The organism is Spirulina sp. CCY15215 (assembly GCF_016888125.1).
In the GTDB taxonomy this organism is placed as follows: domain Bacteria; phylum Cyanobacteriota; class Cyanobacteriia; order Cyanobacteriales; family Spirulinaceae; genus CCY15215.
This window is the reverse complement of record NZ_JACSWA010000536.1, coordinates 1-23,669: the sequence shown is the minus strand read 5'-3', so window position 1 is coordinate 23,669 and position 23,669 is coordinate 1. Positions and strand designations below refer to the sequence as shown.

Here is a 23,669-nt window from a genome sequence, read left to right as displayed (position 1 = left end):
TGAGTGATAATGCGATCGCCAAAATAAAGGATTTAAGTACCTATGAGGATTCCCTTTCCTATTTCTTTTCCTTTAAATAAGCCAACATGGTGTCAGCATCAGAAACCTCAAAGGGATCTGCGGGATAATTATCGGCATAACCAGGTTCAGCAAATACCTTCTCGATCGCCCCATCATTGACAACCATTGAATAGCGCCAAGATCGCATCCCAAAACCGAGATTAGACTTATCCACTAACATTCCCATTTTGCGGGTAAATTCGCCATTACCATCGGGAAGCAAAAATACTTTATCTGCACCCAATTTTTGACCCCATTGGAACATAACAAAGGCATCATTAACTGAGACACAAATAACTGCATCAACTCCTTGTGCTTTAATCTCTTCGTAGAGTTCCTCGTAGCGAGGGAGGTGAGTCGAAGAGCAAGTCGGGGTGAAGGCTCCTGGAAGGGAAAAGACAACAACCCGCTTACCGCCAAAAAGCTCTTGAGTGGTGACATCCTGCCAACGAAAGGGGTTTTCGCCACCAAGGGACTCGTCGCGAACTCGGGTTTTAAATACTACGTCGGGTACTTTATCAATTACAGTCATTTTGTTTCTCCTTAAACTTTAGAGGATTTTATTTAATCCATTCTTATCTAAGAATAATTCTTAGATAGCGAAAGGTAAATCAGTATAAATACTTAATTTTACTGATTTAAAGCCTTGAGCATTTTTTGTAAATTGCCCAAAAAACCAGTTTTTTTCGGTTTTGCGGAGGAAGTTGCGTCGCTTTGCGAGTCTGTCTTACCCATGAGGATATTTTCCAAGCGATCGCCGGCTGGTTTTTGTGGTTCTTCAGCAATGAGTTGTAATCCTGTGGTTCCTTCTACCCATACTTGCCAGAGAGAAGGATAAAAGCGATAAATAGCACCTCCTTCAAAAGGCTTGAGAAAATAAGCCGTTTCTAAGGTACTAAGGAAACGCTCCCTTAACTGACGTGCAGCATAGCCGATCCCGACAGTTGCCACGCTTTCCAATTGAGGAATTAACATGATAACAGGGCGATCGCCAGCCAAATTGCACAATTTTTCCACATACTCAATTTCCACTGCGGAGGGACAAACCAATAAAAAAAGGCGATCTTCTGGGGAGATTTTGCGATCGATGGGAGTGAAGCGACTGCCGAGATCCGTTGTTTTAAATTCCTTTTCTCCCCAGTCCCGTTTTGCCAATGCAGCCGCACCTGAGTCGGGAAACATCACCTTTAGCCCTTCGCCATAGTCGGCAAATATTGCAGTAAATTCAAGGGCGATCGCTTGGGCTTGTAGGGCAATTTCCGGGATAGCCAAATCGACGATAATTCTACCACAGCCAGAATTGAGGGCAGTTTGTACGGCTTCTTTGGCTTGGGCGATCGCATCTTCTAAAGTGCTGGGGACCATTTTCCGTCAATAATGAACAATGTTTAATTATCAATGGAGAAGGGCATCTGAGCAAAGAAAGCGATCGCTCATCTTCGCTGCTGAAACCAATATTGTAATTGTTCTCGACAAGGAGTTTCCAAGATTCCAGCAATAACAGATAAAGTGTGATGGGAACAAGGACTATCGGGAAGATTGAGAACAGTGCGAATAGTTCCAGTTTTGGGATCGTCCACCCCATAAACCAATAGACCCAATCTAGCTTGAAGGATAGCCCCTGCACACATGGGACAAGGTTCAAGAGTGACATAAAGGGTACAGGTTTCAAGATGCCAGCTTTGCCGGATCCTAGCCGCCTGACGCAGGGCTAAAACCTCTGCATGAGCCGTGGGGTCTCGATCGCGTTCCTTGCGGTTTGCTGCTTCAGCGATCGCCCTTCCGTGGCGATCGACAATCACTGCACCCACGGGAACATCCCCTGCTTCTCCTGCTTCCTTGGCCAATTCCAAAGCGCGAGACATCCATTCCCTATGGATGCGATAAATTTTTTCGTTCAATTCTAACGACATGATTAATTATCCTGATTTTCCGGAATCTCTGCCCTTGTGCTGAAAAAAGTTTATTAATCACCTCGCATCCCCCCATAAGGATTTGCAACCATGATCGTTGATTCTAATCTACCGCTAATTAAGCCACTACAAACGGCGGCCACGCCCCCCACAACAACCCCTTTTCAATCCTATCTCACCAGTCTCCACGAAAAATATTTAAGCCTCGATGATGGGGCGATCGCCGACTATATTCCCGAATTGGCTGCGGCTAAACAAGAATGGTTTGGCATTTCCGTGGTGACAACGGCAGGGAAAATTTTTGAGGTGGGAGATAGCGATCGCCACTTCACCTTACAGTCAATTTCCAAAGCCTTAGTTTATGGCATGGCCTTAGAAGATTGCGGTCGAGAGATAGTTCGCAGTAAAGTAAGTATTAAATCCGCAGGAGAATCCGCCAATACCGTCGCTCTAGACGAACAAAGCAAACTTCCCTATAATCCAATGGTGAATGCTGGGGCGATCGCCGTGACGGATTTAATTAAAGGGAATAGCACCACAGACCGCCTCAATCGCATTTTGAAGAAATTTTATCTCTATACTGGGCGAGAAGTGAACATTAGTTTTCCCGTCTTTCTCTCCGAAAAAGCCGCCGGACACCGCCATCGCGCCCTCGCCCATCTTTTGCTCAATTATGGCGCGATCGGCGATCGCATTGAAGAAACCCTTGATCTCTATTTTCAACACTCTTCTATCTTGGTGAATGCCAAAGATTTAGCCGTTATTGGCGCAACTTTAGCCAATGGTGGCATTAACCCCATCACCAAAGAACGGGCGATCGACGAACGTTATGTCCGCGATGTCCTGAGTATGATGATTGCTTGCGGCTTAGATGACTATTCGGGAGAATGGGCTTATGAGGTAGGTATTCCCGCTAAAAGTGGAGTCGGTGGTGGCATTTTGGCGGCTGTTCCGAGTAAATTGGGTATGGGGGTCTTTTCTCCTCTCCTCGATGCGACAGGAAATAGTGTTCGCGGTATTGAGGTTTGCAAGGATCTCTCTCGCAAGTTTGGCCTGCACCTTTTCGATACTGTTAAAGCCGATAAAAATCTCAATGAATGGTTGGATAGTAATGAATCAGCCGATGGTTGGTAGAAGATTGCTTATCGATTTCGTTTGCGGAGAATATCGAGCAGTTTGATAAACTCAGAAGGAAGAGGGGCGATCGCTTCAATGGGTTCTCCAGAAAGGGGATGTTCTAAACATAACCGATGCGCGTGTAGGGTTTGACCGGACAAATTAACCCCCAGCGATCGCCGAGAACCGTAAGTAATATCCCCGACAAGGGGGTGGCCAAAATGGGCGCTATGAACCCGTATTTGATGCGTGCGCCCGGTTTCCAAGCGAAATTGCATGAGGGTATAGTTGCCCAATCGTTCCAGAACTTGCCAGTGGGTAATCGCATTTCGTCCCCCTCCCGCGACAGAAACTACTGCCATTTTTTTGCGATCGCCTAGATGACGACCAACGGGGGCATCTATTTTGCCTGCCGTAGTTTTAGGGGTACCGTAAATAATACCGAGATATTCCCGACGGGCAGTTTTGCTTTGAATTTGTTTTTGGAGATGTTGTAGGGCAAAATCAGTTTTAGCCACGACGATCGCCCCTGTTGTATCTTTATCCAAGCGATGAACGATTCCAGGACGTTCTACACCCCCAATCCCCGCAAGATCGTGACAGTGATGTAAAAGGGCATTAACCAACGTGCCGCTATAATGACCGGGAGCCGGATGAACGACCATTCCCGCCGATTTATTGACAATAATAATTGTGGTATCTTCGTAGAGAATATCAAGGGGAATATTTTCGGGTTTTAGGGTTAAAGAAGGCTCGGGATCCGGTAGGTGTAAGGCGATCGTATCACCGCAAGAGACTAAGGTTTTTTTGGTCGTGCAAAGTTCTCCATTCAGATGAACTTGACCCCCTTCAATCAGCTTTTGTAAGCGCGATCGGGTCATATCGGGTAATTGATGAGCCAAACAACGATCCAACCGTTCTTTATCCTGTGTGACGCGGAAATCCATCTGAATTTATACTGACCTTAAATAAATTTTTATTTAGTTAAACTTTACAATACTGAGATATTGATAAAGATCGCTTGCAAAGATGATTGCTGTCAAAATTTATACTGATCGCACTCACCGATTTTATAAGCAGGCGATCGCATCTCAATCCGTAAAAATACGGGATAAACAGTATAGAACGTAACAAAACAAAAAAATGTTTATCGAAGCCATGCCCATTCAATTGCAACTCATTCCTGGTGCAGTCGCAGAAATCCATGCCTCCACAGCAAAAACAGGAGTTCTTACTTTAGCCGATCGCTATGGTTTGATGGCTGCCGTCATGGATGAATCTCTAACTGAAGAAGAACGAAGAACTATCGATCGCTTACTAAAAGCCGTTCAGCGCGGGCAAGTTAAGTTACATTAATTTTTATTTTTCTGTCTTGACTTGCGCCGTTTTTTCTTCGCCTTCCATTTGGGGAGTAATGTTTTTATGCCATTGCGTTTGATTCGTTTGTAAGTCGAACCCGTCCAGTCTGCAAGAGAATGACTCATAGATCCCAATTCCAAACCGATGAATAAGGCGATCGCTTCTCCAGAATATTGTTGTACCTTTTGGAGACAGATTTGCCAAAAATTTTGCCAGTTCCAAGGAAATCCCCAAACCAGTTGCGCGATCGTAACGCTCAAGATTCCAATTAAACTCGCGATGACCAATAAATACAATAATCGCAATATCGTTCCGATCAATAAACCGTGAGAGAATTGGGAACGATGACTTAGGGCTTTTTGATAAGGAATCCAAATCCAACGCAGCCATCCCCATCGTTTAAATTGAACAGAGTAAATATCAAGATCGGGGCCGAACATCAAACCGCTAAAGAGGAAACCCGCCGCAGCAAGCAAGGTTAGCTCTCCACTCCAAGTTAACAAGAAGGTGAGAAGAACTAGCCAGGGCAGACACCAGAGAGTAATGCGATCGTGAATTCGACCGGAAGGCATTTTTACTTTTTAGGAAATAATGTGTTATAATCAACAATACACGGTGACGGGCGGTTAGCTCAGTTGGTAGAGCGCCTGCCTTACAAGCAGGATGTCACTGGTTCGAGTCCAGTACCGCCCATTCTCTCAAACCCTCTCCCTGTAAGGCTTTCTATAAGGCTTTCTATAAGGCTTTCTGTAAGGCTTTCTATAAGGCTTTCTATAAGGCTTTTAGGTAGTAGCGCTGCGCTTCTAATTCACTTTCCCTCGAGCATAAGCCAAATAAGTTTGATATTCGATCGCCCTCCCCTGTGCAGTTTTGTATTGGGGATGATCCTCGCTTACTTTTTCCATGAGTTCGATCGCCCGAGTCCAATCTTGTACCGCTTGTTTCCACTCCTCGGGAAAACGGGCGATTTCCGTTGAATTTACCGCCGCGATCGCCTGATTCACCGCCGCCCGAAATACCCCATTAGGATTCTGAGCCTGTTGACTGGCATATTCGAGATAACCTTGATATTCAATAACTTTCTCTCGTGCCACGGTATAATATTCATGATCTACTGGCACAACCCGCATTAAGGCGATCGCCTGCTGCCAATTCTGACTCACCCGATCCCAATCTTCCGGGGTAGCGGCGGTTTGGGTCAAATCTGCCGCACTCATGGCATAATTGACCGCAACGCGAAAGGCTTCTTTTTGGGGAACATCAAGGATCTCCTCCGAGGCTTCCGCCCTACTCGAGGCGGCGATTCCTGTCTCTGTTGCCCGGGAGAAAGGGCTGCCTTGAGTTCCAAAACCAAAAAACGCTGCGATAGACCATCCTCCTAAAGCAAGGGGAATTAAAGCAAGAACCGCCGCTTCACGGATTCCCAAGGGCTTATAAGAGTGCCATTTTTGGGGCATTTTGGCGCTATTTTGGGATGGTTCGTTTTCCGGTTCAGATCCGGTGGAGATCGCCTCAAAAGTAACGGAGTCAGAAACTTCGATCGCCTCTGTTTTAATTTCCTCTAGTTTAATTTCCTCTTTAACTACCTCGGCTTCAGTTAGGGGCTTGGTTATCAAGTCCTTACTTTGTGAGGAAAGAAGCAGTTCTGGGAGTTGAATATCTCGAGCCAGATTCAATGACTTGGACTCTTGAGCAATTTGTGCCTCTAACCATGCCTCAAAGCGGCTGGCAATAAGGCGTTGACGCAAAGTTGTATCGAATTTAGTCGGAATATAGCGCTCCAAACGTGCGATCGCCACCCATTTATCCACCCGAAACGGGGGTGAAATCTGTCCTGGTTGAGAGATTCGCAGCATTTGAGCGAGTTTGGGGTGCAAGTTGTGTAGGGCGATCGGTCCAACTAAACCATTACTATGGGCTTCAGGACCTTGAGAATACTGCCCAGCTAAATCTCCAAAAGCTGCCTCCTCTTCTTGAAGGCGAAAATACAGTTCTTGAATGACCTCTAATTCTTCACTTTGAATAATGGAGAAAAGAACGCGATCGTATTGTTCCTTATTACTGAGAAATTCCGCTTCAACCTGCGCCCCCCATTGAGCCTCTTTAAATTTTTCCAGTTTCAGTTGCCTCGGTGCAACTCGGAGGATTTGCTGTGGGGAAATGCCGCTATTCTGGGACTGTTGGGCAATATTATGGGCAATATTATCACAAAATTGTTCTAATTCTTCCTGTGTACAAGTTATCGACGCGATCGCGGTGTCGATAATAATTTCTCGTAGGAGATGGGGAAGAATTTGGGGGGAGGTCAGTAAAGAGATAACCTGTTCGGAATCGAGTTGGCGATCGCCGACCTGTAGAACTGCACTCATAGCTAGAATTGGTTTGGAGGCTCGGGGGTTCTAGGGTCATTGTAGGTCATAATTTGAGAATGGGTAATGGGTAATTGGCCAGGGTGTTAATATTCAGCAAATCCCCCTCCCCCATCAAAGATGTGGCAAGGGGGCTCCCGTTAGACCCGATAGGGTTAGCGGGAGAGGAATTGCCACAAACAAGGGAGTCTGAGCAAAGCGAATCAGTTCATTAAGACCCAATATAGCGCGGAGTCAAGACCCAACACAAGAGCGGCGATAAGAGCGCACAAGAGCCAGCAATAACTGCGATCGCTAACAAGGTGTGGATAGTTTCTGCATTCATCATTTTTCCCTCCAATTGTGACGAGATTAGGAATCTAATCTTTACACTAAGTCTAACTGATATATTTTCAGTTTGTATGCTTTGTTACAGAAGATAAACTGATTTTAGTAAATTTATTTAAGGACAGTGTCGTGAGCTATATTGAGAAAATAAATTCAATTCTGAAACCTGCCCAAAATCAAAATCCCCTTGCGATCGATTTATTTGCCGGATGCGGAGGTTTATCTTTAGGGTTTGAATCACAAGGCTTTGAAAATGTTCGCGGTTTATTGTATCGCAATCGTTGGTATTTTGATGAAATTATTCAAGAGTTACGACAATTAAATTATATTGTGGAATGGAAGTTATTAAATGCAGTAAACTTTGGCATTCCTCAAAACCGCGAACGATTGATTGTTGTTGGTCATCGAGGAAAGTTCAAGTTTCCTCGAACTGGCGATCGGCAAATTACCGCAGGAGAAGCATTAGGAGAATTGGTTTTTGATGTCCCTTCAGAGTCAAAATTTCTCACGCCAAGTATGGATCGATATGTTGCTAAATATGAAAAGGCTTCTGCTTGCAAACGTCCTCGCGATCTCCATTTAGATCGACCTTCACGAACATTAACTTGTAGAAATCTCGCCGGTGCAACAGGAGATATGCACCGAATTAAGCTACCTGATGGGAGACGGCGGCGTTTATTTATTCGAGAAGCTGCACGTTTACAAAGTTTTCCTGACTGGTTTGAATTTATAGGAGGAGAAACCAGTTGTTTTAATCAGATTGGTAATGCTGTTTCACCTTTGTTTGCTTTTCATTTAGCCGGTAGTATCCGCAATTATCTAGAGTCTAGTTATAGATTAACACCAAAAGAAATCGTTAAATTTGGCGATCCAATTCAATTATCTTTACCAATTTTAGAAAAGATATAGTCAAGATTAGGGGAATTAAACAGAAAGAATCAAAGCTAACACGACCAGACCAAAATTAAACAAGTAAAAAGCACCTACAATTTGTGTTTCCGACCAGCCACTTAACTCTAGATGATGGTGAAATGGAGCCATTTTAAACAAGCGCTTGCCAACTCCTTCCGCGTTTTTGGTGGCTTTGTAATAACTGACTTGTGCTAATACGGAAAGAGACTCAACAAAAAATAAACCACTAACTATAAATAAGCCCCAAAGATTGCCTGAAAGGATGCCAACTCCTGCTAATGCGCCACCTAATGCTAGAGATCCCGTATCCCCCATAAACACTTTTGCTGGGTTGCGATTATGGAAAACAAAACCTAAACAGCCTCCACTCAAACAGATGCAAAATATGGCTAATTCTGGCGTATCGGTAACAATTAATACAGCTAAACCAAGCAAGGCGATCGCGCAGGTTCCTCCTGCTAATCCATCCACTCCATCGGTGATATTTGTGGCATTACTTTCTGCTGCAAACACAAAAACAGCTAAAAACCAAAAGAAAATACCCAAGGGTAAAATGATGCCCAAAGGTAAAGCAATATTCGTTAAATTGGCGGGTTGAGTGAGAGACACCCAAGCACAAAATACGATCGCGCCAATAAATTGCAAAATTAACTTTTGACGCGGTGTAATGCCTTTATTCGACTTGCGCCGTAAAATTTGCCAATCATCGATCCAACCGACAAACCCATAAAATAAAGTAATTGCACCCACCGCGATCGCACTAGCAGAAAAACCCGACCAAATAACACCCAAAAGCACGGCGATCGGTACAAAAAAGATGCCTCCCATTGTCGGAGTTCCTGCTTTTTTTAAATGGCTTTGGGGTCCGTCTTCTTGGATGACTTGTCCCGCCTTTAACCGTCGCAATATTGGGATGACCCAAAAACCCATTCCTGCACTAATAACCGCCGATATAAGCAGAGGAAGGAGAAATGAAGAGAATTCTCCAAGCTGCTGTAAATTGCGATCGAAGATAAACGCCGATCCCATCAACAAACAAATCAATAAAATCAATAAATTTGTTCCGGATGGCTTCCTTAAAGCCGTTGGTAAAAATAATTTTGCTTCCACAATTCCTCACCCACCGTAAAAGTTTTGTTTAATTGTTAATCGTCGAGATTATCCGGTTCATCTTTACCGAAGTCGTCATCGTCATCGCGATCGTCGATGGACATGAGGGTGTCCATTTCTGGATCTTCCTCTTCTGTTAAAGCTGTATTTTGCGTTTCTCTTGGAATGAGACGGCCTTCTGACTCTAACCAAGTCAACATGGAATCCTCTTGTTTAAGGGGGATAACTGCCGCCGGTTCAAAGCGAGGTTCTTGACGCAGAGCGGGATTTCTCATAGTAATACTCGAAAAAACGTTAATAACGAACATACCGAGTGTACACTGGAGCGTCAACAAAATGCTTAATTGAACGCTCCTTGGCGATCGCGCTTTCCCCTCGGGTCAAAAGTCACGGAGAAATTTCGCCCTTGAGTCATAGCCAACTCGAGTCCTGAGATCGAGGTAAAAGACAAGGATATTTTTTAGGATGGAAGCATCAACAAAATTATGTTCGAGATCATCAAGATTATGAAACTCCAAAAATTTGTTCTTCTCGCTGTTTCTCCTTTAGTTTTCACCCTTGGCGGTGCTGCTGTTTTAATGGGTGCAGATGCACTTCACGCTCAATTTGAATCTCCGGCGATCGCCCAAGAAGCCCCTAATGGTCGCCCAGAACGCGGTAATCGCCCAGAACGAGGCGAACCAGGCGAACGAGGCGATCGCGGAATGCGAATGTTTGAACAACTCAACCTTAGCGCCGATCAAAAACAGGAAATTCAAACCATTCGCGAACAAGCAAAAGCCAATTCCGAACAACTTCGGGAACAAATGGAAAATGCTCGGGAACAAATGCAGTCTTTAATGGCCAGTAATGCCTCGGATGGTGAATTACGCCAACAACATCAACGGGTACAGAATTTACACCAACAGATGGGCGATCGCCGTTTTGATACCATGTTGCAAATTCGCCAAGTGCTTACCCCAGAACAACGCGCCCAATTAGCGGAAATGAAACCCGATCGCGGAGGTCGTCGTGGGGGCGGCGATCGCTCCTAGATTGGCAGAAATCGGGGTTGTGTGAATGGTTAGGGAGGGAGCTTAATAGCTCCCTCGCTGTTTGGGACGAGAGACGGGGTAGAATCTAACAGGTGACTGGTAATCGGTTGCTGTTTGTGTCGAGCCAATATTGAATTTTATGGACTTTTCTAGTACTGTCGCCTCTCAGCTTCATGCTGGGGCGATTCTGCCCGAAGGACTGGTACTGATAACCCTAATGGTGGTTTTGGTGGGGGACCTCATTCTCGGACGCAATGCCTCTCGCTGGTTGCCTTATGCGGCGATCGCGGGACTTTTGGCGGCGATCGTCTCCCTCGTTTTCCTCTGGGACTCTGCTACGCCTTTTGCCTTTTTAGATAGTTTTAATGGCGATAATTTAAGCATTGTTTTTCGCGGAATTATTGCCCTTTCGGCCTTGGTGACTATTTCCATGTCTATTTCCTATGTGGAACAGTCGGGGACTTCTCTGGCGGAGTTTATGGCGATTCTCCTCACGGCGACTTTGGGGGGAATGTTCCTCTCGGGGGCAAATGAACTAGCAATGATTTTTATCTCCCTCGAGATGTTGAGTATTTCGTCTTATTTAATGACGGGTTACACCAAACAAGATCCCCGTTCTAATGAAGCGGCGTTAAAGTATTTGCTGATCGGGGCGGCTAGTTCTGCTATTTTCCTCTATGGGATTTCTTTACTCTACGGATTATCGGGAGGAGAAAACCATTTAGATGCGATCGCGGCGGCTTTAGCAACGAGTAGCGAAGGTTCTTTAGCACTGGCGATCGCTTTAGTATTCGCGATCGCGGGGATTGCTTTTAAAATTTCGGCGGTTCCGTTTCACCAATGGACTCCCGATGTTTATGAAGGTTCTCCCACTCCCGTTGTTGCTTTTCTTTCTGTGGGTTCAAAAGCGGCAGGATTTGCCCTTGCACTGCGTTTATTAGTGACGGTATTTGATTCGGTTTCTTCGGAATGGCATTTCATTTTTGCCGCCCTTGCTATCCTCAGTATGATCCTGGGAAATGTTGTTGCTTTAGCGCAAACCAGCATGAAACGGATGTTAGCTTATTCTTCCATTGCTCAAGCTGGATTTGTGATTATCGGCGCGATCGCGGGGACGGATGCAGGATATTCCAGCATGATTTTCTATCTGTTTGTTTACCTGTTTATGAACTTAGGCGCATTTGCTTGCGTTATCCTGTTTACATTGCGAACAGGTTCGGATCAAATCAGCGATTATGCAGGGTTATATCAAAAAGATCCTTTGATTACGCTGGTATTAAGTATTTGTCTTCTCTCCTTGGGAGGAATTCCACCTTTAGTCGGTTTCTTTGGTAAGATTTACCTCTTCTGGGCAGGTTGGCAAGCGGGATTATATGGTTTAGTTTTGTTGGGTTTAGTGACCAGTGTTGTTTCCATTTACTACTACATTCGTGTCGTAAAAATGATGGTGGTCAAAGAACCTCACGAGATGTCAGAAGTCGTGAAAAATTACCCTGCTATTCGCTGGAATGTGTCGGGAATGCGTCCTCTACAAGTGGGAATTGTCTTCTCTCTGATTGCAACTTGTTTGGGAGGAATTTTGTCGAATCCTTTGTTTAATTTGGCCAATGAGGCGATCTTAACAACGCCAATGTTACAGGCTTCAATGTTACCTGTCGTTGAAGAAGTGACAGAATTACCGGTTGAGGATACAGTTTTCCTGAACTAGGTCAATACCATTGGTTTGTCTATTAAAAACTGGGGATTTTCTCCCTAGTTTTTTTATAATCTGGTTCTTGCGGTGCAACAGTCAGTATAGCACTACACACATTAGGACATCCCTAAATTATACAACCCAGTTACAACCTACTATTGCCTGTTACCCATTGCCTCTTGCCTAGCGCTACGCGCTATATATCCCTGTTTTGTCACTCTGGGATATTTCAACGAACTTCCGCAGCACTTACTAAAAGAGATTTGATTATTTTTTTGTTTTTCGCGATTGTTTATAGTAGAATAAATTATCGAGTTTTGTGGAGAATGAGAATAATGAAAATAGTCCAAGTTAATGAGTTAGAACAGATTGTTATTTCGGAAGAAAAAGAAGCATTACGAGTAGAAAGTAACGGTCAATTATTAGGATATTTTTATCCAGTTATTCGTTCTCAAGCAGAAATAGATGCAGCCTGGGAACGAATGGAACAAGCCACTGAAAAGGTAATGAGAGAAACAGGAATGGATGAAGAAACTCTAGTTCGTGTATTAACATCAGATTGAGTAAACTAATGATAAGATTGGTTGTTGACACTAATATCCTAGTTTCTGAATTATTACGCAAGCGGGGACGAAGTTTGATTAGTTCGGTACATTTGGAACTCCATATTGCCGAACAAGTTAAGAATGAAGCAGAATATGAATTAAAAAAACGAATGGCTAAAATTATCGATCGCGGAAACTTAAGCCAAGCAACAGGAGAGGAAGAGCTTGCAGCAGCGTTACATTTAATTAATACGCAAATTCGCTAAGAAAATTTAAGTAAATATTAACTATTGCAACAAAATCCCCTTTCCCACTAAGAAATCTTTATAATTCTGAAGATTTTTGTTAATACTTCTTGTTACGAACAAGGACTTAAAAAACATGGATTTCACTCTATTGGCCGCCGTTCCCATAACCATCGAATGGAATTTCAGCGTCGCTATCGTTATGATCTTCTGTAACCTTTTTGCGATCGCGATCGGTCGTTTTGCGATTCAAAATTCGGGGCAAGGTCCCGATCTTCCCATCGTAAAACCTGCACTATGGAAAGGTTTTGGGCTTCCCGAACTCCTTGCCACTATGAGTTTCGGTCATATTCTCGGTGCCGGCATGATCTTGGGATTAAGCAATGCAGGGGTACTGTAAAAATCAAAAAGGATGAGGAGATTAATATCTTCTCTCCTGATTTCTCCATCCCCTCTCTCTATTTCAGGGGTGAGGGGAATGGACATTCAGTAGAAATTTGCTGAAGTGTTGGATAATTAGGCTACACTTTGTACTCCTTAACCGTTCTAGCGAATGCTAATCTGAAAAATACTGGCTTTGCTGGGATTGAGTCACAAAATTTGAACATGGCTATCTGGTCATCCTCATCCCTAACCTGTAAAATAAATAGTAATTCTACGCCAAACAAGAGGCAGAGTATACTTTGAGTGTAAAGTTAAGTTTTGCTACCTAACCCACTTCTATGAACTCCGGAACATCTGAAGAGTTACAAGTTAATCCAAATCTGGACTCGAATCATTCAACTTCGGCCATCGTCCTCACTCTGCTGCATCCCTTGCAAGCTGTACCGGTTCAAAGCTGGACTTTTGAACCCAATTTGGTGATTCGGATCGGGCGATCTACAGATAATGAAGTTATTCTCTACAGTGCTGTAGTCTCCCGCCATCATGTTGAAGTTCGACCCAGTAGTTCGTCAAGTTGGGAAGTGGTCAATTTGGGGGCAAATGGAACCTATATTGATGGTAAGCGGATTACGAAAATTGCTGTCAGTGATGGTATGATTGTTCGTTTAGCAAGTTCGGGACCACAAATCCAAATTCGCATTGAAGATGCGGACATGGATGAGAAACTCAAACGCGGTTCTAAGCGCCGTTTACCCCCATTGGAAGGGGAAGATAAGTCTAAGGATACGCTGATTACTTAAACAGGCAATAGGGAATAGGGAATAGTTATCTGTTGATTATCGGATAGTGTTGAAGTGGTCGATCGCGGTTTCGGTTTCCTGTTGAATTGTCTTTAGATCGAGGTTGAGAGAGTCCCCTTCGCTACTTAACCAGAGAAGATATTCAATGTTTCCCGCAGGTCCAGTAAGGGGCGATCGCGTTAAACCGCGATCGCGCCAGCCTAGTTTTTGGGCAGTTTGCAGGACTCGAAAAATCGCTTCAGCTTGGTCTTTAGGGTTACGGACAACTCCTTTTTTGCCAACTCGATCTTTCCCCACCTCAAACTGCGGTTTGACCAGTAAAATCGCTTCTTTCGGCGCAGCGAGTAAATTCCAGAAAGAGGCGAGAATTTTGGTTAAGGAAATAAAGGAAACATCCACAACACCCAAATTAGCGCGAGGATTTTCACCATATAACGCTTCCGGTTGGAGATAGCGGATATTTGTTCTTTCCTTGAGAAGGACGCGATCGCACTGGCGCAATTTCCACGCTGCTTGGCCGTAACCCACATCCACGCCGTAAACTAATTTTGCCCCTGCTTGTAATAAACAATCGGTGAACCCCCCAGTAGAAATGCCCCCATCGAGGCATAAACGCCCCTCTACTGGGATTTTGAACTCCTTCAGGGCTTTTTCGAGCTTTTCACCCCCTCGGGAGACGTAGCGGGGTTTTTCCTTAACTTGAATTTCCGCTTCTATATTCACTTCTGTGCCAGGTTTGTCAACGAGGCGATCGTTCACCTTCACTTCACCTGCCCGAATCAGTCGCTGTGCAAGCTGTCTCGACTCGCAGAGATGGCGTTCTACCAGTAATATATCTAATCTTTGCTTGGCCAAAATTTTAATTTCCTTCTTGTTATTTTTTAACCAACAAAGAGACTAATTCGCAAAATCCTGCACATTCTGGCAGGGTTGTGATGTAGGTGGGGCAATGAGTTAGGATATCTCGGTAGGGGAGAACATTGGCGACACCGACGGAATGGGGAAAGCGATCGCGATCGAAAAGAGATTCATCATTAGGACTATCGCCAATGGTAACGAGTTGTTGTGGGGTTATTTGAGGGAAATGGCGATGGAGAACTACCTTTAACCCGGTTGCTTTATCTTGATCGAGGGGTTTGATGTGACATTGCACCGTACTGTAAGTAAAACCCCAGCCTTCTTGCTGGCAAAAACTAGCTAGGGTTTGCAGATCGCGATCGCCTAATCCTGCAACGCTAAAAGTCCAGTCAGTCAGGCGAAAGCGATTATCTTCCGCTTCTTGAAGTTGGGGAAATTGTTCTTTGAGTTGGTCAAACATGGCCGCCAGTTTCTGACGATGTTGAGAGATATCTGTAATTGGAGTCAACATTTGGGGGATATCGGAATCATGGGCATAGAAAACTCCTCCATTTTCCGCGATCGCCCCCACGATAGGAAAATAATGTTTGACCCCATGCACCCATCCCGCCGATCGCCCCGTCGTCACCAAAACTTCTATCTTAGCCTCGGCCAGACTCTCTAAAGCCTGAAATAAAGCTGGAGTGAACTTTTCCCCTTGAGTCAAAGTTCCATCCATATCCGTCGCAAGGAAGCGAATCTCGCGAAAAAATTGAGCATCAACCAAAGGAGTTAACATGAGTCAATAGTGGTGGAAAGTGCAATCATTACTCATCCTCTCATCATCTCCCTCCAGACTCCCAACGGGCGATCGCGAATTTTCCGCCAAAAATCCCCCAAAAACCTCAAAATAGAGAGTGAGAGTTAACCCTCGATCGCCAGAGGTAAAGCCGCATGAACCAAAGATAAAAGCGGTCCGGTTTGTTCTGTTCCATCCACAGCGAGGTCGCTGTGACAAAGATAGAGTTTTTTGTCTACCCGTGCCAATAAATCCCGCAAAACTCGTTCTAAGCGTTCTTTATCCATCTCTATATTATCTTCTGGCATCCAAGGAAACCCTGACCAATCTTTGAGAAAGAGAGGAGAAGCAAATAAATTGCTAGAACCTCCCAATTGCCACAGATTTGAGCCTACATCTAGCCAAAAATGCCAGGAATGGGAACGATGCAGCGATCGGTATTGAAAGATGGTGGCAAGGGTAATGGCGTTGGGTTCGATCGCCCCCCAAGGTCTGACAGGACGGGCATTGGCGGTAATGGTACCTCGGCGCAGGAGTTGGATGAATTGGGCAATGGTATCGGTTTGCGATCGCCCTTGGGGTTCGTTTTGGCGCAGTCGGCGATCGGTTTCCCAAAAATGTCTGGCGGTTTCCATTAATTCTCGCAGGGCGGCCAACTGGGGATAGGTTAAATTGCTACCATTCCACAAAAAGTCTTTCATGGCGCGATCTAAAAGGGCGCGAGGGGTTTGTTGGCTGGCTTTTGCTTTTTCGATCCAATGGCGAATGCCCTCATAAGCGGTCATGGCGCGATGTCCGAGGCGATCCCAACGCGGATAGGTTTCCCCAGGTCTGAGGTGGGGATGGTCGATATGGAGATAGTAGCAGCGATCGGCGAGAATTCCCGCCCGAACGGGATCGATATCGGCAATAAAACGTCCGTCCCTGTCTTCTTCTTTATCTTCCCAACGCCGACTTAAGATAACTAGCATTTCCCCTACGGCCTCCCGATCTAGCAAACGTCCTAAGCCCTCGTAAACGAGGGGGAGGAGGGTGAGGAGGGCGCGGACGAGGGGGGAACTAATGAGGGGTCGCTGTTCGTTGAGGGGTTCAATTTCGATGCCTCGTTGAGTGAGGATTTCGATCAGGGTGTAGCGGGCGATCGCGTCTAAACCAGGGGCGATAATGGCAATTTCTCGGGGTTCAATCTGTTTTTGTTGGATGGTATCGATAATAAATTCGGCGGTTTGACGCAATAAGGTGGCCCGAGAAATGGCTTGAAGGAGGGACACCGATGGGGGCAAACTGGGGAGGATGACGGGTTCGATCGCCAATTGAATCGCAATATCTGCCAGTTCTTCCGAGAGTCCCGAAGGCTGCTTTAATTCTTCTATCGTGTCGCAGCGATCGCCGAGTTGAGAGAGATAATTGGGGTCGGCATTGAGTCCCAATCTCGATTTACCATTGGGGTTATAGGTGAAAGCAGCAAAGATGCCTTCATCGAGGAAAAAAGTAAATAAATCTTTGGCAATGGCAGGATAATCGTCGGTATCGTCAGCAAAAACAGCCTGAAATCTGCGGCGCAAGTGTTTTTGGTAAATGCGATCGCCCAATAAATAGCGCCAGTAGAGTTCATAAATAATGCCATAACTCAACAGTCCTCGTTCTAAGCACCACTGTCGCCACTGTAATAATAATTTTCCCCGTAATTCGCTGGTTTGAGGTAATTTTTCCCATTCGGGTTCTGTATATCCCAGTTTTAACAGTTCGGGAATATCTTCGCAAGGAATACCACTAGCCCCCGCGAGTTGCAATAAATCTAAGGTTTGGCGAATGAATTTATATTCAGTTGTGCCAACGGTTTGCAGATTTTCCCGATCTAACGCCGATCGCCAGAGTTGGGTGGCCAATTCTTGTTCGGTTTCGGGACGCAACTGCAAGGGAAACTGTGCTTTTAGGTTTAAGCGTTGGAAGAGTAGCGGCCAAAATAAGGTGACTTCATCGGCAATAAAACCGAGGGGAGTTTTGGCGATAAGGGGATAACTCCCAGCGACTTCCCCCGCAAGGCGATCGGCTAAAGTACGACGGTTATTATCGTTGGCGGCGAAAATGAGAATGGCAGGGGTAATGGGTTGCAATTTCTCTTTGGGTAACAGGGGAGAGTGTTTTTCTCGCAACCACTGCTTAAATTCTTGAACGAGGCGAGTTGTTTTGCCACTGCGAGTTGTACCGATGATCCAAAGAGACATTATTTTTGTTGGGAATAGGGAATTACGACTTGTTACTCATTACTCATTACTCGTTACTCGTGATTTGCTACGATACCACGTACACCTTTTGCTTGGTCTTGTCTATCCTCTTGAAGAAGAGAAATTGAACCGTCATGAAATTTAAAAATATCATCCGCAATTCTAAGCGATGGTACTATGGTACTCCAGAACGCGCTCTTGATGAAGCCTATCGTGCAGCATTGAAAATTGAAGCGGTGGAAAACGACCATTTTCAAGGGCAAAAGGTTTGTGCGGAAACTTGCGATCGCAGCGATCGCGTTTTGGCGTTATTTGAAACGGAGGTCAAAAAATATTTAAAAAAAGCAAAGATCCGTTTGGCTGAATTTAATGCAACCCGAGACTGGCTTAACGATCCCGATGAATCCAGCCTATCCTATACCGATTTGACTTCAGTAGAACGTTCCTCAATTATTCTTGAAAAACTCGATTTTATTGATAAAGTTATTTCTAAATATGAAGCCACTCAACGATTGTCACCGGAGAAATTATCTGTTTCTTTAGTTGCAGCTAAGGAGATGAAACAACTCTCTCCGCAAAAATCAGATTCTCGTAGTTTAACTAAGAAAAAATTTGCTAGTCAAAATCTAATTGAATCTATCGATATTGATAATAACAAAACCAATCTAGAAAGTGCAGTTAATAAAAGGGGGGTTGTTCCGCGATCGATTTTAAACACATTAAACCGAATAAAACGGGAAATTGGACCGAATGCAGAAGAATCCGAAGAAGAAGTTGTCGATAAATTTCGTCAAGATCGCAATCGTACTTCTCTGGCAATTAAGTTTTTATTACTGTTGGTAATTATACCATTATTAACCCATCAATTAACAAAAACATTTATTTTTAAGCCGGCGATCGCCCATAATTTTTTTAACCAACAAAATGAGGTTATTTTTCTGAATAAAGATTTGCAAGATGAGGCTTTTGAAGAGTTAGAAGACTATGAACGAACCTTAAAATTTAGCCGATTTTTAAAACTATCAACAGAATTAAATCAAGAAGAAATTGAAGAAGAATTAAATTTAAAAGTTGAAGAATTAGCAGATAAATATCGCGATCGCGGTGCCGATGCCGTTGCCAATATTTTTGCCGATCTCGCTTCCGTCATTGCTTTTGGTTGGGTGATTTTTATCAGTCAGGAGGAAGTTAAAATACTTAAAGGTTTTATTGATGAATTAGTCTATGGGTTAAGCGATTCAGCCAAAGCATTCTTAATTATTCTTTTTACCGATATGTTTGTAGGGTTCCACTCTCCTCACGGTTGGGAAGTTATTTTATCGGGAATCACGCGCCATTTTGGTTTGCCAGAAAGTCACGACTTTGACTTTCTCTTTATTGCCACATTTCCAGTCATTCTCGATACGGTTTTAAAGTATTGGATCTTCCGTTATTTAAACCGCATTTCTCCTTCTGCTGTTGCGACTTATAAAACTATGAATGAATAGTTTTAAAAATATTAGAGAATTTTAATTTTTGCGATCGCCCAGTCACCTTGGAATTCATCATTTTGCAGTCTTTCTCGCAAACAAGCAGCGCGATCGCGGATACTTAAATGTTCTCTTTTGGCAATGGTTTCAGCGCGATCGGCAAAGGCGATCGCCTCCTGAATATCCCCTTCTACTTCCGCCAATTTTGCCATTTCTAATAAAACTTTCGCCATTGCATCGGTACGGCTAATTTCTTGACAAAGTTGCAAACAAAGTTGATAGTAGGTTTTAGCTTGTTCTCCTTCTCCTTTGAGAAAATGCCAAAGTCCTAAGTTCATAAGAGGATCGGCTTGGTAATAGCGATATTGCGGATATTTTTGCGAAATAAGGCGATATTTTTCCAGAGAGAGGGAAAGTTCTTGCTGACTTTTTTTCCAATTATTAAATTTTAAATAGATTTCCCCCATACAATCGTGTAATTCTGCTTCTTGTAATGCCCATTTTACATCCGTCTCAAATAAATGTTTATGGGCTTGAACTATTTCCTGCGATCGCTGATAATAGGCAAGAGCTTCTGATAATTTTCCTTGAGAATAATGCAATACTCCTAAATAGCGAATGAGTTTACTTTGCTCTCTTGTATTATTAATTTTTTGGTATTTTTCGATTCCTTCCTGAAAGTAGGCTTGAGAGGTTTTGTAATATTTCCATTCCATTGAAATCCAGCCCATTTCTGCTAATAATTGTGCTGTAATCGCCAAATTTTGCAGGGTTTTCGCACATTTTAGGACAATATTACCGCAGAGAAAATAATCGTTCCAGTATCCTCGTTCCCATAAGTCGGTGCTAACTTTTTCCCAGATTTCATAAAGGAGTTGCAAGGCGCGATCCTCTGCTGCTGAGGTTTGGCGATCGCCTTTTTCTCTCTCAGACAAACATAGTCTTTCGCATTGTTTCAAAATGCTATAAATATTTTTGCGTTCTTCCAGGATAGTAATATTGGTATTCATAGATTTTAAGAATTTAGATAATGTCGCCATCGAGATCGATATTAAATTTATATTTGGCAATATTTTCAATATCTTCTAAGGAAGGTTGCCAGCGATCGACTAAGTTACTGCGAATACTATTTCTCACCCAAGGATGAAGACTATAGCGCCAATTTCCCAAACAATCTTTCTGATTTTCTAGTAAGTACCAACGGCGCAATTCTGTCAAAGCTGAAGGTAAATTTGTTTCCTCCACTTTCCCCACTTGAGAGATTTCTTCTCCTAAAATTCCTGCATCCATTTGTCCCATATAGCGTAAAATATTCCGAGCCGATGGGTTAATTTGCTGCCATGCTGTATTCAGGCAAAATTTATAAAAAGTTTCTACTCGTCCTTTAGCTTGTTTAAGTTCCTCTAAAACGGGGTCAAGAGTGCGATCGTGAAGGACTCTACCGACGATAAAATGTAAGGCTAAAGGGGCACCACAAGACAGTTCGTAAATCGTGTGAAGTTGTTCGCGATCGGCTTCAAGTAGTGCAGGAATATTTTGATAGTTGGCTTCGTCTCGCAAAAGTTCGCAACACCAATGCTCTTCAAGTCCTTGGATTGGTAATAATTTCACATAAGGAGGATTAGTTTGCAGGCGACTGGTGAGGAGGGCGCGACTGGGATTTAATATTTTAGTCAGTTTAGCGAGAATACTATCTACATCGGCAGTTTCGGCATTATCGAGGATAATTAAATATTTTTCTTCGCGGAGATGCTGTCTGACGCGATCGCTGGAACAATTAAGTTGAATAGCAAGTTGATGGAGAAATTGTCGTGAGTCCAAAATATCCGAGTCTGTTTCTGCACTGATGCGATCGCCCACTAATTCTGTTTGTCTGGCTGTCACCCAAAGCACATTAGCAAAAAGATGTCGTTTTAGAGTGGCTCGGGCAATTTGTCGTGCTGCTTCAGTTTTACCATATCCCCCAGGGCCACTTAAAGAGAGAATAGAAAGTTCTTGAGGGTCTGTGAGAGCATTAAGCACTTCTTGGATGAGGAGATCGCGTCCCCAGACTTTACGACAGCGTTTATCGGGGATGTAGTTGAGTTTAGGGAGATTTTTTGGCTCTGAAGTGGGAAGGTATTCCGGTGCTGCTACATCTTGCCAGTCTAAGGCGATCGCCTGACAAATCGCTTCAAAATTATCGCGTCGGATGGGGGTTTGTCTCTGCCAAAATCGCTTCAGGGTAGTTTGAGAAACCTGCGCTTGTTCGCACCAAATCGAGGCATATTTGTCCCATTTTCTCATCTTTCTAGCGCGATCGACAATTTCCAGTCCTTCGGTAGATGCTTTAACAGATGACATAGTAGTGACTCGGCTTAGACTCGCTTTATTTTACATTATTCTCTGCCTGGATTTTTAAATATTTCCAGCAATCTGGCCAAAACTGACCCTTACTGGTGGTCTTTTGGGAGAATCGATTTGCGTCATTCTGAAAAGCAGACCTGAGATTTTTTTATGATTCGCGCTGGAGACTGCATAAAAATCCTCCAATTCTCCAGAGAAAGAAATAGGTAGTAAGGAAACTGATCATGGACGCATCTTTTTTAGACGAGACTTCGGTTTTAGGGGCTATTTCCCCCAGTCAGCTTGGCTTAGAACCCCCCAATACAATGATTCCGGCTGTAGCGCAAGATCGCCGTATCCTCAACATGGCTTTGCATAATGTCCAAGATCGGTTGCAACAATTTGCAAGTTCGACTCATGGGTTTGAACAATTAGATTTCATTTATGATATTAGCGATCGCGCAGCCGTACAGTCTCGCTTAGAGGCTTGGTCTGCGGGTAATTTCACCGATATGCCCGATATGCTAGTAGTGGATGACGCTGGGATGAAAGGTGCGATGGGGGCTTATTCTAGTGAACGCAATGAGATTTATTTAGGACAATCTTTGCTGCGATCGGATGCACTTACGGGGGTTTTAATTGAAGAATACGGTCATGCTTTAGATAAGGAATTTAATCCCGGTGGCGATACGGTAGGAGATGAAGGAGAATTATTGAGTGTTTTCCTACAGTCTGGAGGTAATATTGCTGAGGAAGAGTTAACGCGGTTGAGAACCGAAAGCGATCGCGGTGAAATTCTTTTCAATGGTGAAATAATTGCTGTAGAACAAGCTACAATTATTGGCAATTCTGGCAATAATAGCCTCTACGGAACGAATTCAAGCGACTCGATTTTTGGATATGACGGTGATGATAGTCTCTATGGCAATGGTGGTAACGATACCTTAGATGGGGGATATGGGTTCGACTATATTGATGGCGGTACCGGCACCGATACCGTAACTTATAGTTTCTACGATGGTGGTATTAATTTAGACTTGCGATCGATCTCTAATAATGTCAGTTTTCCGGGAAATTCGACTCGCAAGGAAACCGTTCGCAATGTAGAGAATGTTATCGGTAGTTCAGGCAATGATCTCTTAATTGGAAACTCTCAAAATAACACGATCTTAGGAGGTAATGGGTCGGATGATATTTATGGCGATCGTGGCAATGATAACCTCATCGGAGGTGCAGGGAATGATACCTTAGATGGATATGGTTTCCAATCTTATGAAAAAGATACTTTATCTGGAGGTTCTGGGGGCGATAAGTTCATTCTGGGAACCGCCAATCAAACCTATTACACAAAGAATGGCCACTCTGATTATGCCACGATTTTAGATTTTAATCCTTACGAAGGAGATACCATTTCATTGCAAAAGTTATCTTATGATACAAGTAACAGTAGCAATGCTTATGGCTATCGTTTATGGCAAATTGGAGCAAACACGGAAATTCGCGTGAGTAAAACCAACGATCTTGTTGCCACTTTACAAGGAATCACTGGAGTAAGTTTATTTAACGGCTTTCGTTTTGAAGGAACGCCTGCTTATACCGATTTAATCGTTCAAAATCAATCAACACCGAGTTTGGCAAAAGCTGGGGATACCATTAAACTCACCAGTTATGTCAAAAATATTGGTAATGCTACAGCCGGCTCGAGTTATCTAAAATACTATCTTTCAGATGATGCCATTCTTGATTCTGGGGATAAATATTTGGGACTGAATTATGTCGGAGGTTTAGCGTCAGGAAGTGCGAGTTATGAAGACTTTACCGTACAACTCGATAAGGGACTGTCAGGAACTAAATATCTCTTCTTCCAAGCCGATGCTTATAACTGGGTTTCGGAAAGTAACGAGTTTAATAACGTTGCTTACAAAGAGATTAAAATCACCAATCCCCAACCAGATTTAATCGTCCAAAATCAATCAACACCGAGTTTGGCAAAAGCCGGGGATACCATTAAACTCACCAGTTATGTTAAAAATATTGGTGATGCTACAGCCGGCTATAGTTACTTGAAATATTACTTGTCCGATGATACAAATCTCGATTCTGGAGACAAGTTTTTAGGCAATGATTATGTGGGGAGTCTCGCT

At 43.7% G+C, this 23,669-nt stretch carries 24 protein-coding genes and 1 tRNA gene; 12 read left to right on the top strand and 13 right to left on the bottom strand.

The features are described 5' to 3' along the window. Positions 1-58: 58 nt before the first annotated feature. From JUI58_RS18860 to JUI58_RS18850, 3 genes are all read right to left on the bottom strand, one after another. Positions 59-592, bottom strand: coding sequence for a peroxiredoxin (locus tag JUI58_RS18860; protein WP_204105357.1), 534 nt, complete (start codon positions 590-592; stop codon positions 59-61). Between the two features lie 98 nt (positions 593-690). Continuing rightward, positions 691-1,425 (bottom strand): DUF1995 family protein, encoded by a 735-nt coding sequence (locus tag JUI58_RS18855; RefSeq protein ID WP_204105356.1) that lies wholly within the window; start codon positions 1,423-1,425, stop codon positions 691-693. A 68-nt stretch (positions 1,426-1,493) separates the two neighbouring features. Continuing rightward, entirely contained in the window at positions 1,494-1,973 is a 480-nt protein-coding gene (locus tag JUI58_RS18850; protein ID WP_239121573.1) for a nucleoside deaminase, read from the bottom strand. 90 nt (positions 1,974-2,063) lie between these two features. Here JUI58_RS18850 and glsA point away from each other — a divergent pair, with 90 nt between their 5' ends. After that, positions 2,064-3,107: a glutaminase A gene (gene glsA, locus JUI58_RS18845; protein WP_204105355.1), complete on the top strand. Its 1,044-nt coding sequence runs from the start codon at positions 2,064-2,066 to the stop codon at positions 3,105-3,107. 8 nt (positions 3,108-3,115) lie between these two features. Here the strand turns inward: glsA and JUI58_RS18840 are convergent, their stop codons facing one another. Continuing rightward, positions 3,116-4,036 carry an RluA family pseudouridine synthase gene (locus JUI58_RS18840; protein ID WP_204105354.1) on the bottom strand — a complete coding sequence of 307 codons (921 nt, stop codon included), beginning with the start codon at positions 4,034-4,036 and terminating at the stop codon, positions 3,116-3,118. Positions 4,037-4,247: 211 nt separating this feature from the next. Here JUI58_RS18840 and JUI58_RS18835 point away from each other — a divergent pair, with 211 nt between their 5' ends. Next, positions 4,248-4,445, top strand: a complete 198-nt coding sequence (locus JUI58_RS18835; protein WP_204105364.1) for a hypothetical protein — start codon at positions 4,248-4,250, stop codon at positions 4,443-4,445. Here the strand turns inward: JUI58_RS18835 and JUI58_RS18830 are convergent. Further along, positions 4,442-5,020, bottom strand: a complete 579-nt coding sequence (locus JUI58_RS18830) for a metal-binding protein (protein ID WP_204105353.1) — start codon at positions 5,018-5,020, stop codon at positions 4,442-4,444. The genes JUI58_RS18835 and JUI58_RS18830 overlap by 4 nt on opposite strands. A gap of 48 nt (positions 5,021-5,068) precedes the next feature. On the opposite strand from JUI58_RS18830, the gene JUI58_RS18825 reads away from it, so the two are divergent. Then, positions 5,069-5,141, top strand: a tRNA-Val gene (locus JUI58_RS18825). 110 nt (positions 5,142-5,251) lie between these two features. Here JUI58_RS18825 and JUI58_RS18820 read toward each other — a convergent pair. Next, complete coding sequence (locus JUI58_RS18820) at positions 5,252-6,817, bottom strand: peptidylprolyl isomerase (RefSeq protein ID WP_204105352.1); 1,566 nt, start codon at positions 6,815-6,817, stop codon at positions 5,252-5,254. Between the two features lie 456 nt (positions 6,818-7,273). Between JUI58_RS18820 and JUI58_RS18815 the strand changes: the two genes are divergently transcribed. Further along, positions 7,274-8,053, top strand: coding sequence for a DNA cytosine methyltransferase (locus tag JUI58_RS18815; RefSeq protein ID WP_204105351.1), 780 nt, complete (start codon positions 7,274-7,276; stop codon positions 8,051-8,053). A 15-nt stretch (positions 8,054-8,068) separates the two neighbouring features. On the opposite strand, the gene mraY is transcribed toward JUI58_RS18815, so the two are convergent. Beyond that, complete coding sequence (gene mraY / locus JUI58_RS18810; RefSeq protein WP_204105350.1) at positions 8,069-9,166, bottom strand: phospho-N-acetylmuramoyl-pentapeptide-transferase; 1,098 nt, start codon at positions 9,164-9,166, stop codon at positions 8,069-8,071. Between the two features lie 35 nt (positions 9,167-9,201). Then, complete coding sequence (locus JUI58_RS18805) at positions 9,202-9,441, bottom strand: DUF3134 domain-containing protein (RefSeq protein ID WP_204105349.1); 240 nt, start codon at positions 9,439-9,441, stop codon at positions 9,202-9,204. A 231-nt stretch (positions 9,442-9,672) separates the two neighbouring features. On the opposite strand from JUI58_RS18805, the gene JUI58_RS18800 reads away from it, so the two are divergent. From JUI58_RS18800 to JUI58_RS18775, 6 genes are all read left to right on the top strand, one after another. Beyond that, the gene (locus tag JUI58_RS18800) at positions 9,673-10,200 is read left to right on the top strand and encodes a Spy/CpxP family protein refolding chaperone (protein ID WP_204105348.1); all 528 of its coding nucleotides are present in this window, start codon (positions 9,673-9,675) and stop codon (positions 10,198-10,200) included. A gap of 139 nt (positions 10,201-10,339) precedes the next feature. Next, on the top strand, positions 10,340-11,908 hold the full coding sequence (locus tag JUI58_RS18795) for an NAD(P)H-quinone oxidoreductase subunit N (RefSeq protein ID WP_204105347.1): 1,569 nt from the start codon (positions 10,340-10,342) through the stop codon (positions 11,906-11,908). A 320-nt stretch (positions 11,909-12,228) separates the two neighbouring features. After that, positions 12,229-12,456, top strand: coding sequence for a hypothetical protein (locus JUI58_RS18790; protein ID WP_204105346.1), 228 nt, complete (start codon positions 12,229-12,231; stop codon positions 12,454-12,456). Between the two features lie 8 nt (positions 12,457-12,464). After that, positions 12,465-12,704 carry a PIN domain-containing protein gene (locus tag JUI58_RS18785; protein WP_204105345.1) on the top strand — a complete coding sequence of 80 codons (240 nt, stop codon included), beginning with the start codon at positions 12,465-12,467 and terminating at the stop codon, positions 12,702-12,704. A gap of 115 nt (positions 12,705-12,819) precedes the next feature. Then, positions 12,820-13,083: a photosystem I reaction center subunit PsaK gene (gene psaK, locus JUI58_RS18780; protein WP_204105344.1), complete on the top strand. Its 264-nt coding sequence runs from the start codon at positions 12,820-12,822 to the stop codon at positions 13,081-13,083. Positions 13,084-13,405: 322 nt separating this feature from the next. Next, on the top strand, positions 13,406-13,867 hold the full coding sequence (locus JUI58_RS18775; protein ID WP_204105343.1) for an FHA domain-containing protein: 462 nt from the start codon (positions 13,406-13,408) through the stop codon (positions 13,865-13,867). A 36-nt stretch (positions 13,868-13,903) separates the two neighbouring features. On the opposite strand, the gene JUI58_RS18770 is transcribed toward JUI58_RS18775, so the two are convergent. From JUI58_RS18770 to JUI58_RS18760, 3 genes are all read right to left on the bottom strand, one after another. Then, positions 13,904-14,722 carry a TlyA family RNA methyltransferase gene (locus JUI58_RS18770; RefSeq protein WP_204105342.1) on the bottom strand — a complete coding sequence of 273 codons (819 nt, stop codon included), beginning with the start codon at positions 14,720-14,722 and terminating at the stop codon, positions 13,904-13,906. Positions 14,723-14,741: 19 nt separating this feature from the next. Beyond that, positions 14,742-15,503, bottom strand: a complete 762-nt coding sequence (locus JUI58_RS18765) for an HAD family hydrolase (RefSeq protein ID WP_204105341.1) — start codon at positions 15,501-15,503, stop codon at positions 14,742-14,744. Between the two features lie 125 nt (positions 15,504-15,628). Next, the gene (locus tag JUI58_RS18760; protein WP_204105340.1) at positions 15,629-17,731 is read right to left on the bottom strand and encodes a recombinase family protein; all 2,103 of its coding nucleotides are present in this window, start codon (positions 17,729-17,731) and stop codon (positions 15,629-15,631) included. A gap of 134 nt (positions 17,732-17,865) precedes the next feature. Between JUI58_RS18760 and JUI58_RS18755 the strand changes: the two genes are divergently transcribed. Then, a complete protein-coding gene (locus JUI58_RS18755) occupies positions 17,866-19,218 on the top strand; it encodes a proton extrusion protein PcxA (protein ID WP_204105339.1) in 1,353 nt (450 codons plus the stop codon). An 11-nt stretch (positions 19,219-19,229) separates the two neighbouring features. Here JUI58_RS18755 and JUI58_RS18750 read toward each other — a convergent pair whose 3' ends face one another. Beyond that, the gene (locus JUI58_RS18750) at positions 19,230-20,210 is read right to left on the bottom strand and encodes a tetratricopeptide repeat protein (RefSeq protein ID WP_204105338.1); all 981 of its coding nucleotides are present in this window, start codon (positions 20,208-20,210) and stop codon (positions 19,230-19,232) included. A gap of 13 nt (positions 20,211-20,223) precedes the next feature. After that, a complete protein-coding gene (locus JUI58_RS18745) occupies positions 20,224-21,543 on the bottom strand; it encodes an NB-ARC domain-containing protein (protein ID WP_204105337.1) in 1,320 nt (439 codons plus the stop codon). Positions 21,544-21,770: 227 nt separating this feature from the next. On the opposite strand from JUI58_RS18745, the gene JUI58_RS27105 reads away from it, so the two are divergent. Beyond that, a partial coding sequence (locus tag JUI58_RS27105) for a CARDB domain-containing protein (RefSeq protein WP_204105336.1) occupies positions 21,771-23,669 on the top strand: 1,899 nt, incomplete at its 3' end.

What these genes read in the sequence shown, in the direction of transcription:
- JUI58_RS18860 (WP_204105357.1), bottom strand. Translation starts at nt 592, where the DNA reads ATGACTGTAATTGATAAAGTACCCGACGTAGTATTTAAAACCCGAGTT.
- JUI58_RS18855 (WP_204105356.1), bottom strand. Translation starts at nt 1,425, where the DNA reads ATGGTCCCCAGCACTTTAGAAGATGCGATCGCCCAAGCCAAAGAAGCC.
- JUI58_RS18850 (WP_239121573.1), bottom strand. Translation starts at nt 1,973, where the DNA reads ATGTCGTTAGAATTGAACGAAAAAATTTATCGCATCCATAGGGAATGG.
- glsA (WP_204105355.1), top strand. Translation starts at nt 2,064, where the DNA reads ATGATCGTTGATTCTAATCTACCGCTAATTAAGCCACTACAAACGGCG.
- JUI58_RS18840 (WP_204105354.1), bottom strand. Translation starts at nt 4,036, where the DNA reads ATGGATTTCCGCGTCACACAGGATAAAGAACGGTTGGATCGTTGTTTG.
- JUI58_RS18835 (WP_204105364.1), top strand. Translation starts at nt 4,248, where the DNA reads ATGCCCATTCAATTGCAACTCATTCCTGGTGCAGTCGCAGAAATCCAT.
- JUI58_RS18830 (WP_204105353.1), bottom strand. Translation starts at nt 5,020, where the DNA reads ATGCCTTCCGGTCGAATTCACGATCGCATTACTCTCTGGTGTCTGCCC.
- JUI58_RS18820 (WP_204105352.1), bottom strand. Translation starts at nt 6,817, where the DNA reads ATGAGTGCAGTTCTACAGGTCGGCGATCGCCAACTCGATTCCGAACAG.
- JUI58_RS18805 (WP_204105349.1), bottom strand. Translation starts at nt 9,441, where the DNA reads ATGAGAAATCCCGCTCTGCGTCAAGAACCTCGCTTTGAACCGGCGGCA.
- JUI58_RS18800 (WP_204105348.1), top strand. Translation starts at nt 9,673, where the DNA reads ATGAAACTCCAAAAATTTGTTCTTCTCGCTGTTTCTCCTTTAGTTTTC.
- JUI58_RS18795 (WP_204105347.1), top strand. Translation starts at nt 10,340, where the DNA reads ATGGACTTTTCTAGTACTGTCGCCTCTCAGCTTCATGCTGGGGCGATT.
- JUI58_RS18790 (WP_204105346.1), top strand. Translation starts at nt 12,229, where the DNA reads ATGAAAATAGTCCAAGTTAATGAGTTAGAACAGATTGTTATTTCGGAA.
- JUI58_RS18785 (WP_204105345.1), top strand. Translation starts at nt 12,465, where the DNA reads ATGATAAGATTGGTTGTTGACACTAATATCCTAGTTTCTGAATTATTA.
- psaK (WP_204105344.1), top strand. Translation starts at nt 12,820, where the DNA reads ATGGATTTCACTCTATTGGCCGCCGTTCCCATAACCATCGAATGGAAT.
- JUI58_RS18775 (WP_204105343.1), top strand. Translation starts at nt 13,406, where the DNA reads ATGAACTCCGGAACATCTGAAGAGTTACAAGTTAATCCAAATCTGGAC.
- JUI58_RS18765 (WP_204105341.1), bottom strand. Translation starts at nt 15,503, where the DNA reads ATGTTAACTCCTTTGGTTGATGCTCAATTTTTTCGCGAGATTCGCTTC.
- JUI58_RS18760 (WP_204105340.1), bottom strand. Translation starts at nt 17,731, where the DNA reads ATGTCTCTTTGGATCATCGGTACAACTCGCAGTGGCAAAACAACTCGC.
- JUI58_RS18755 (WP_204105339.1), top strand. Translation starts at nt 17,866, where the DNA reads ATGAAATTTAAAAATATCATCCGCAATTCTAAGCGATGGTACTATGGT.
- JUI58_RS18750 (WP_204105338.1), bottom strand. Translation starts at nt 20,210, where the DNA reads ATGAATACCAATATTACTATCCTGGAAGAACGCAAAAATATTTATAGC.
- JUI58_RS18745 (WP_204105337.1), bottom strand. Translation starts at nt 21,543, where the DNA reads ATGTCATCTGTTAAAGCATCTACCGAAGGACTGGAAATTGTCGATCGC.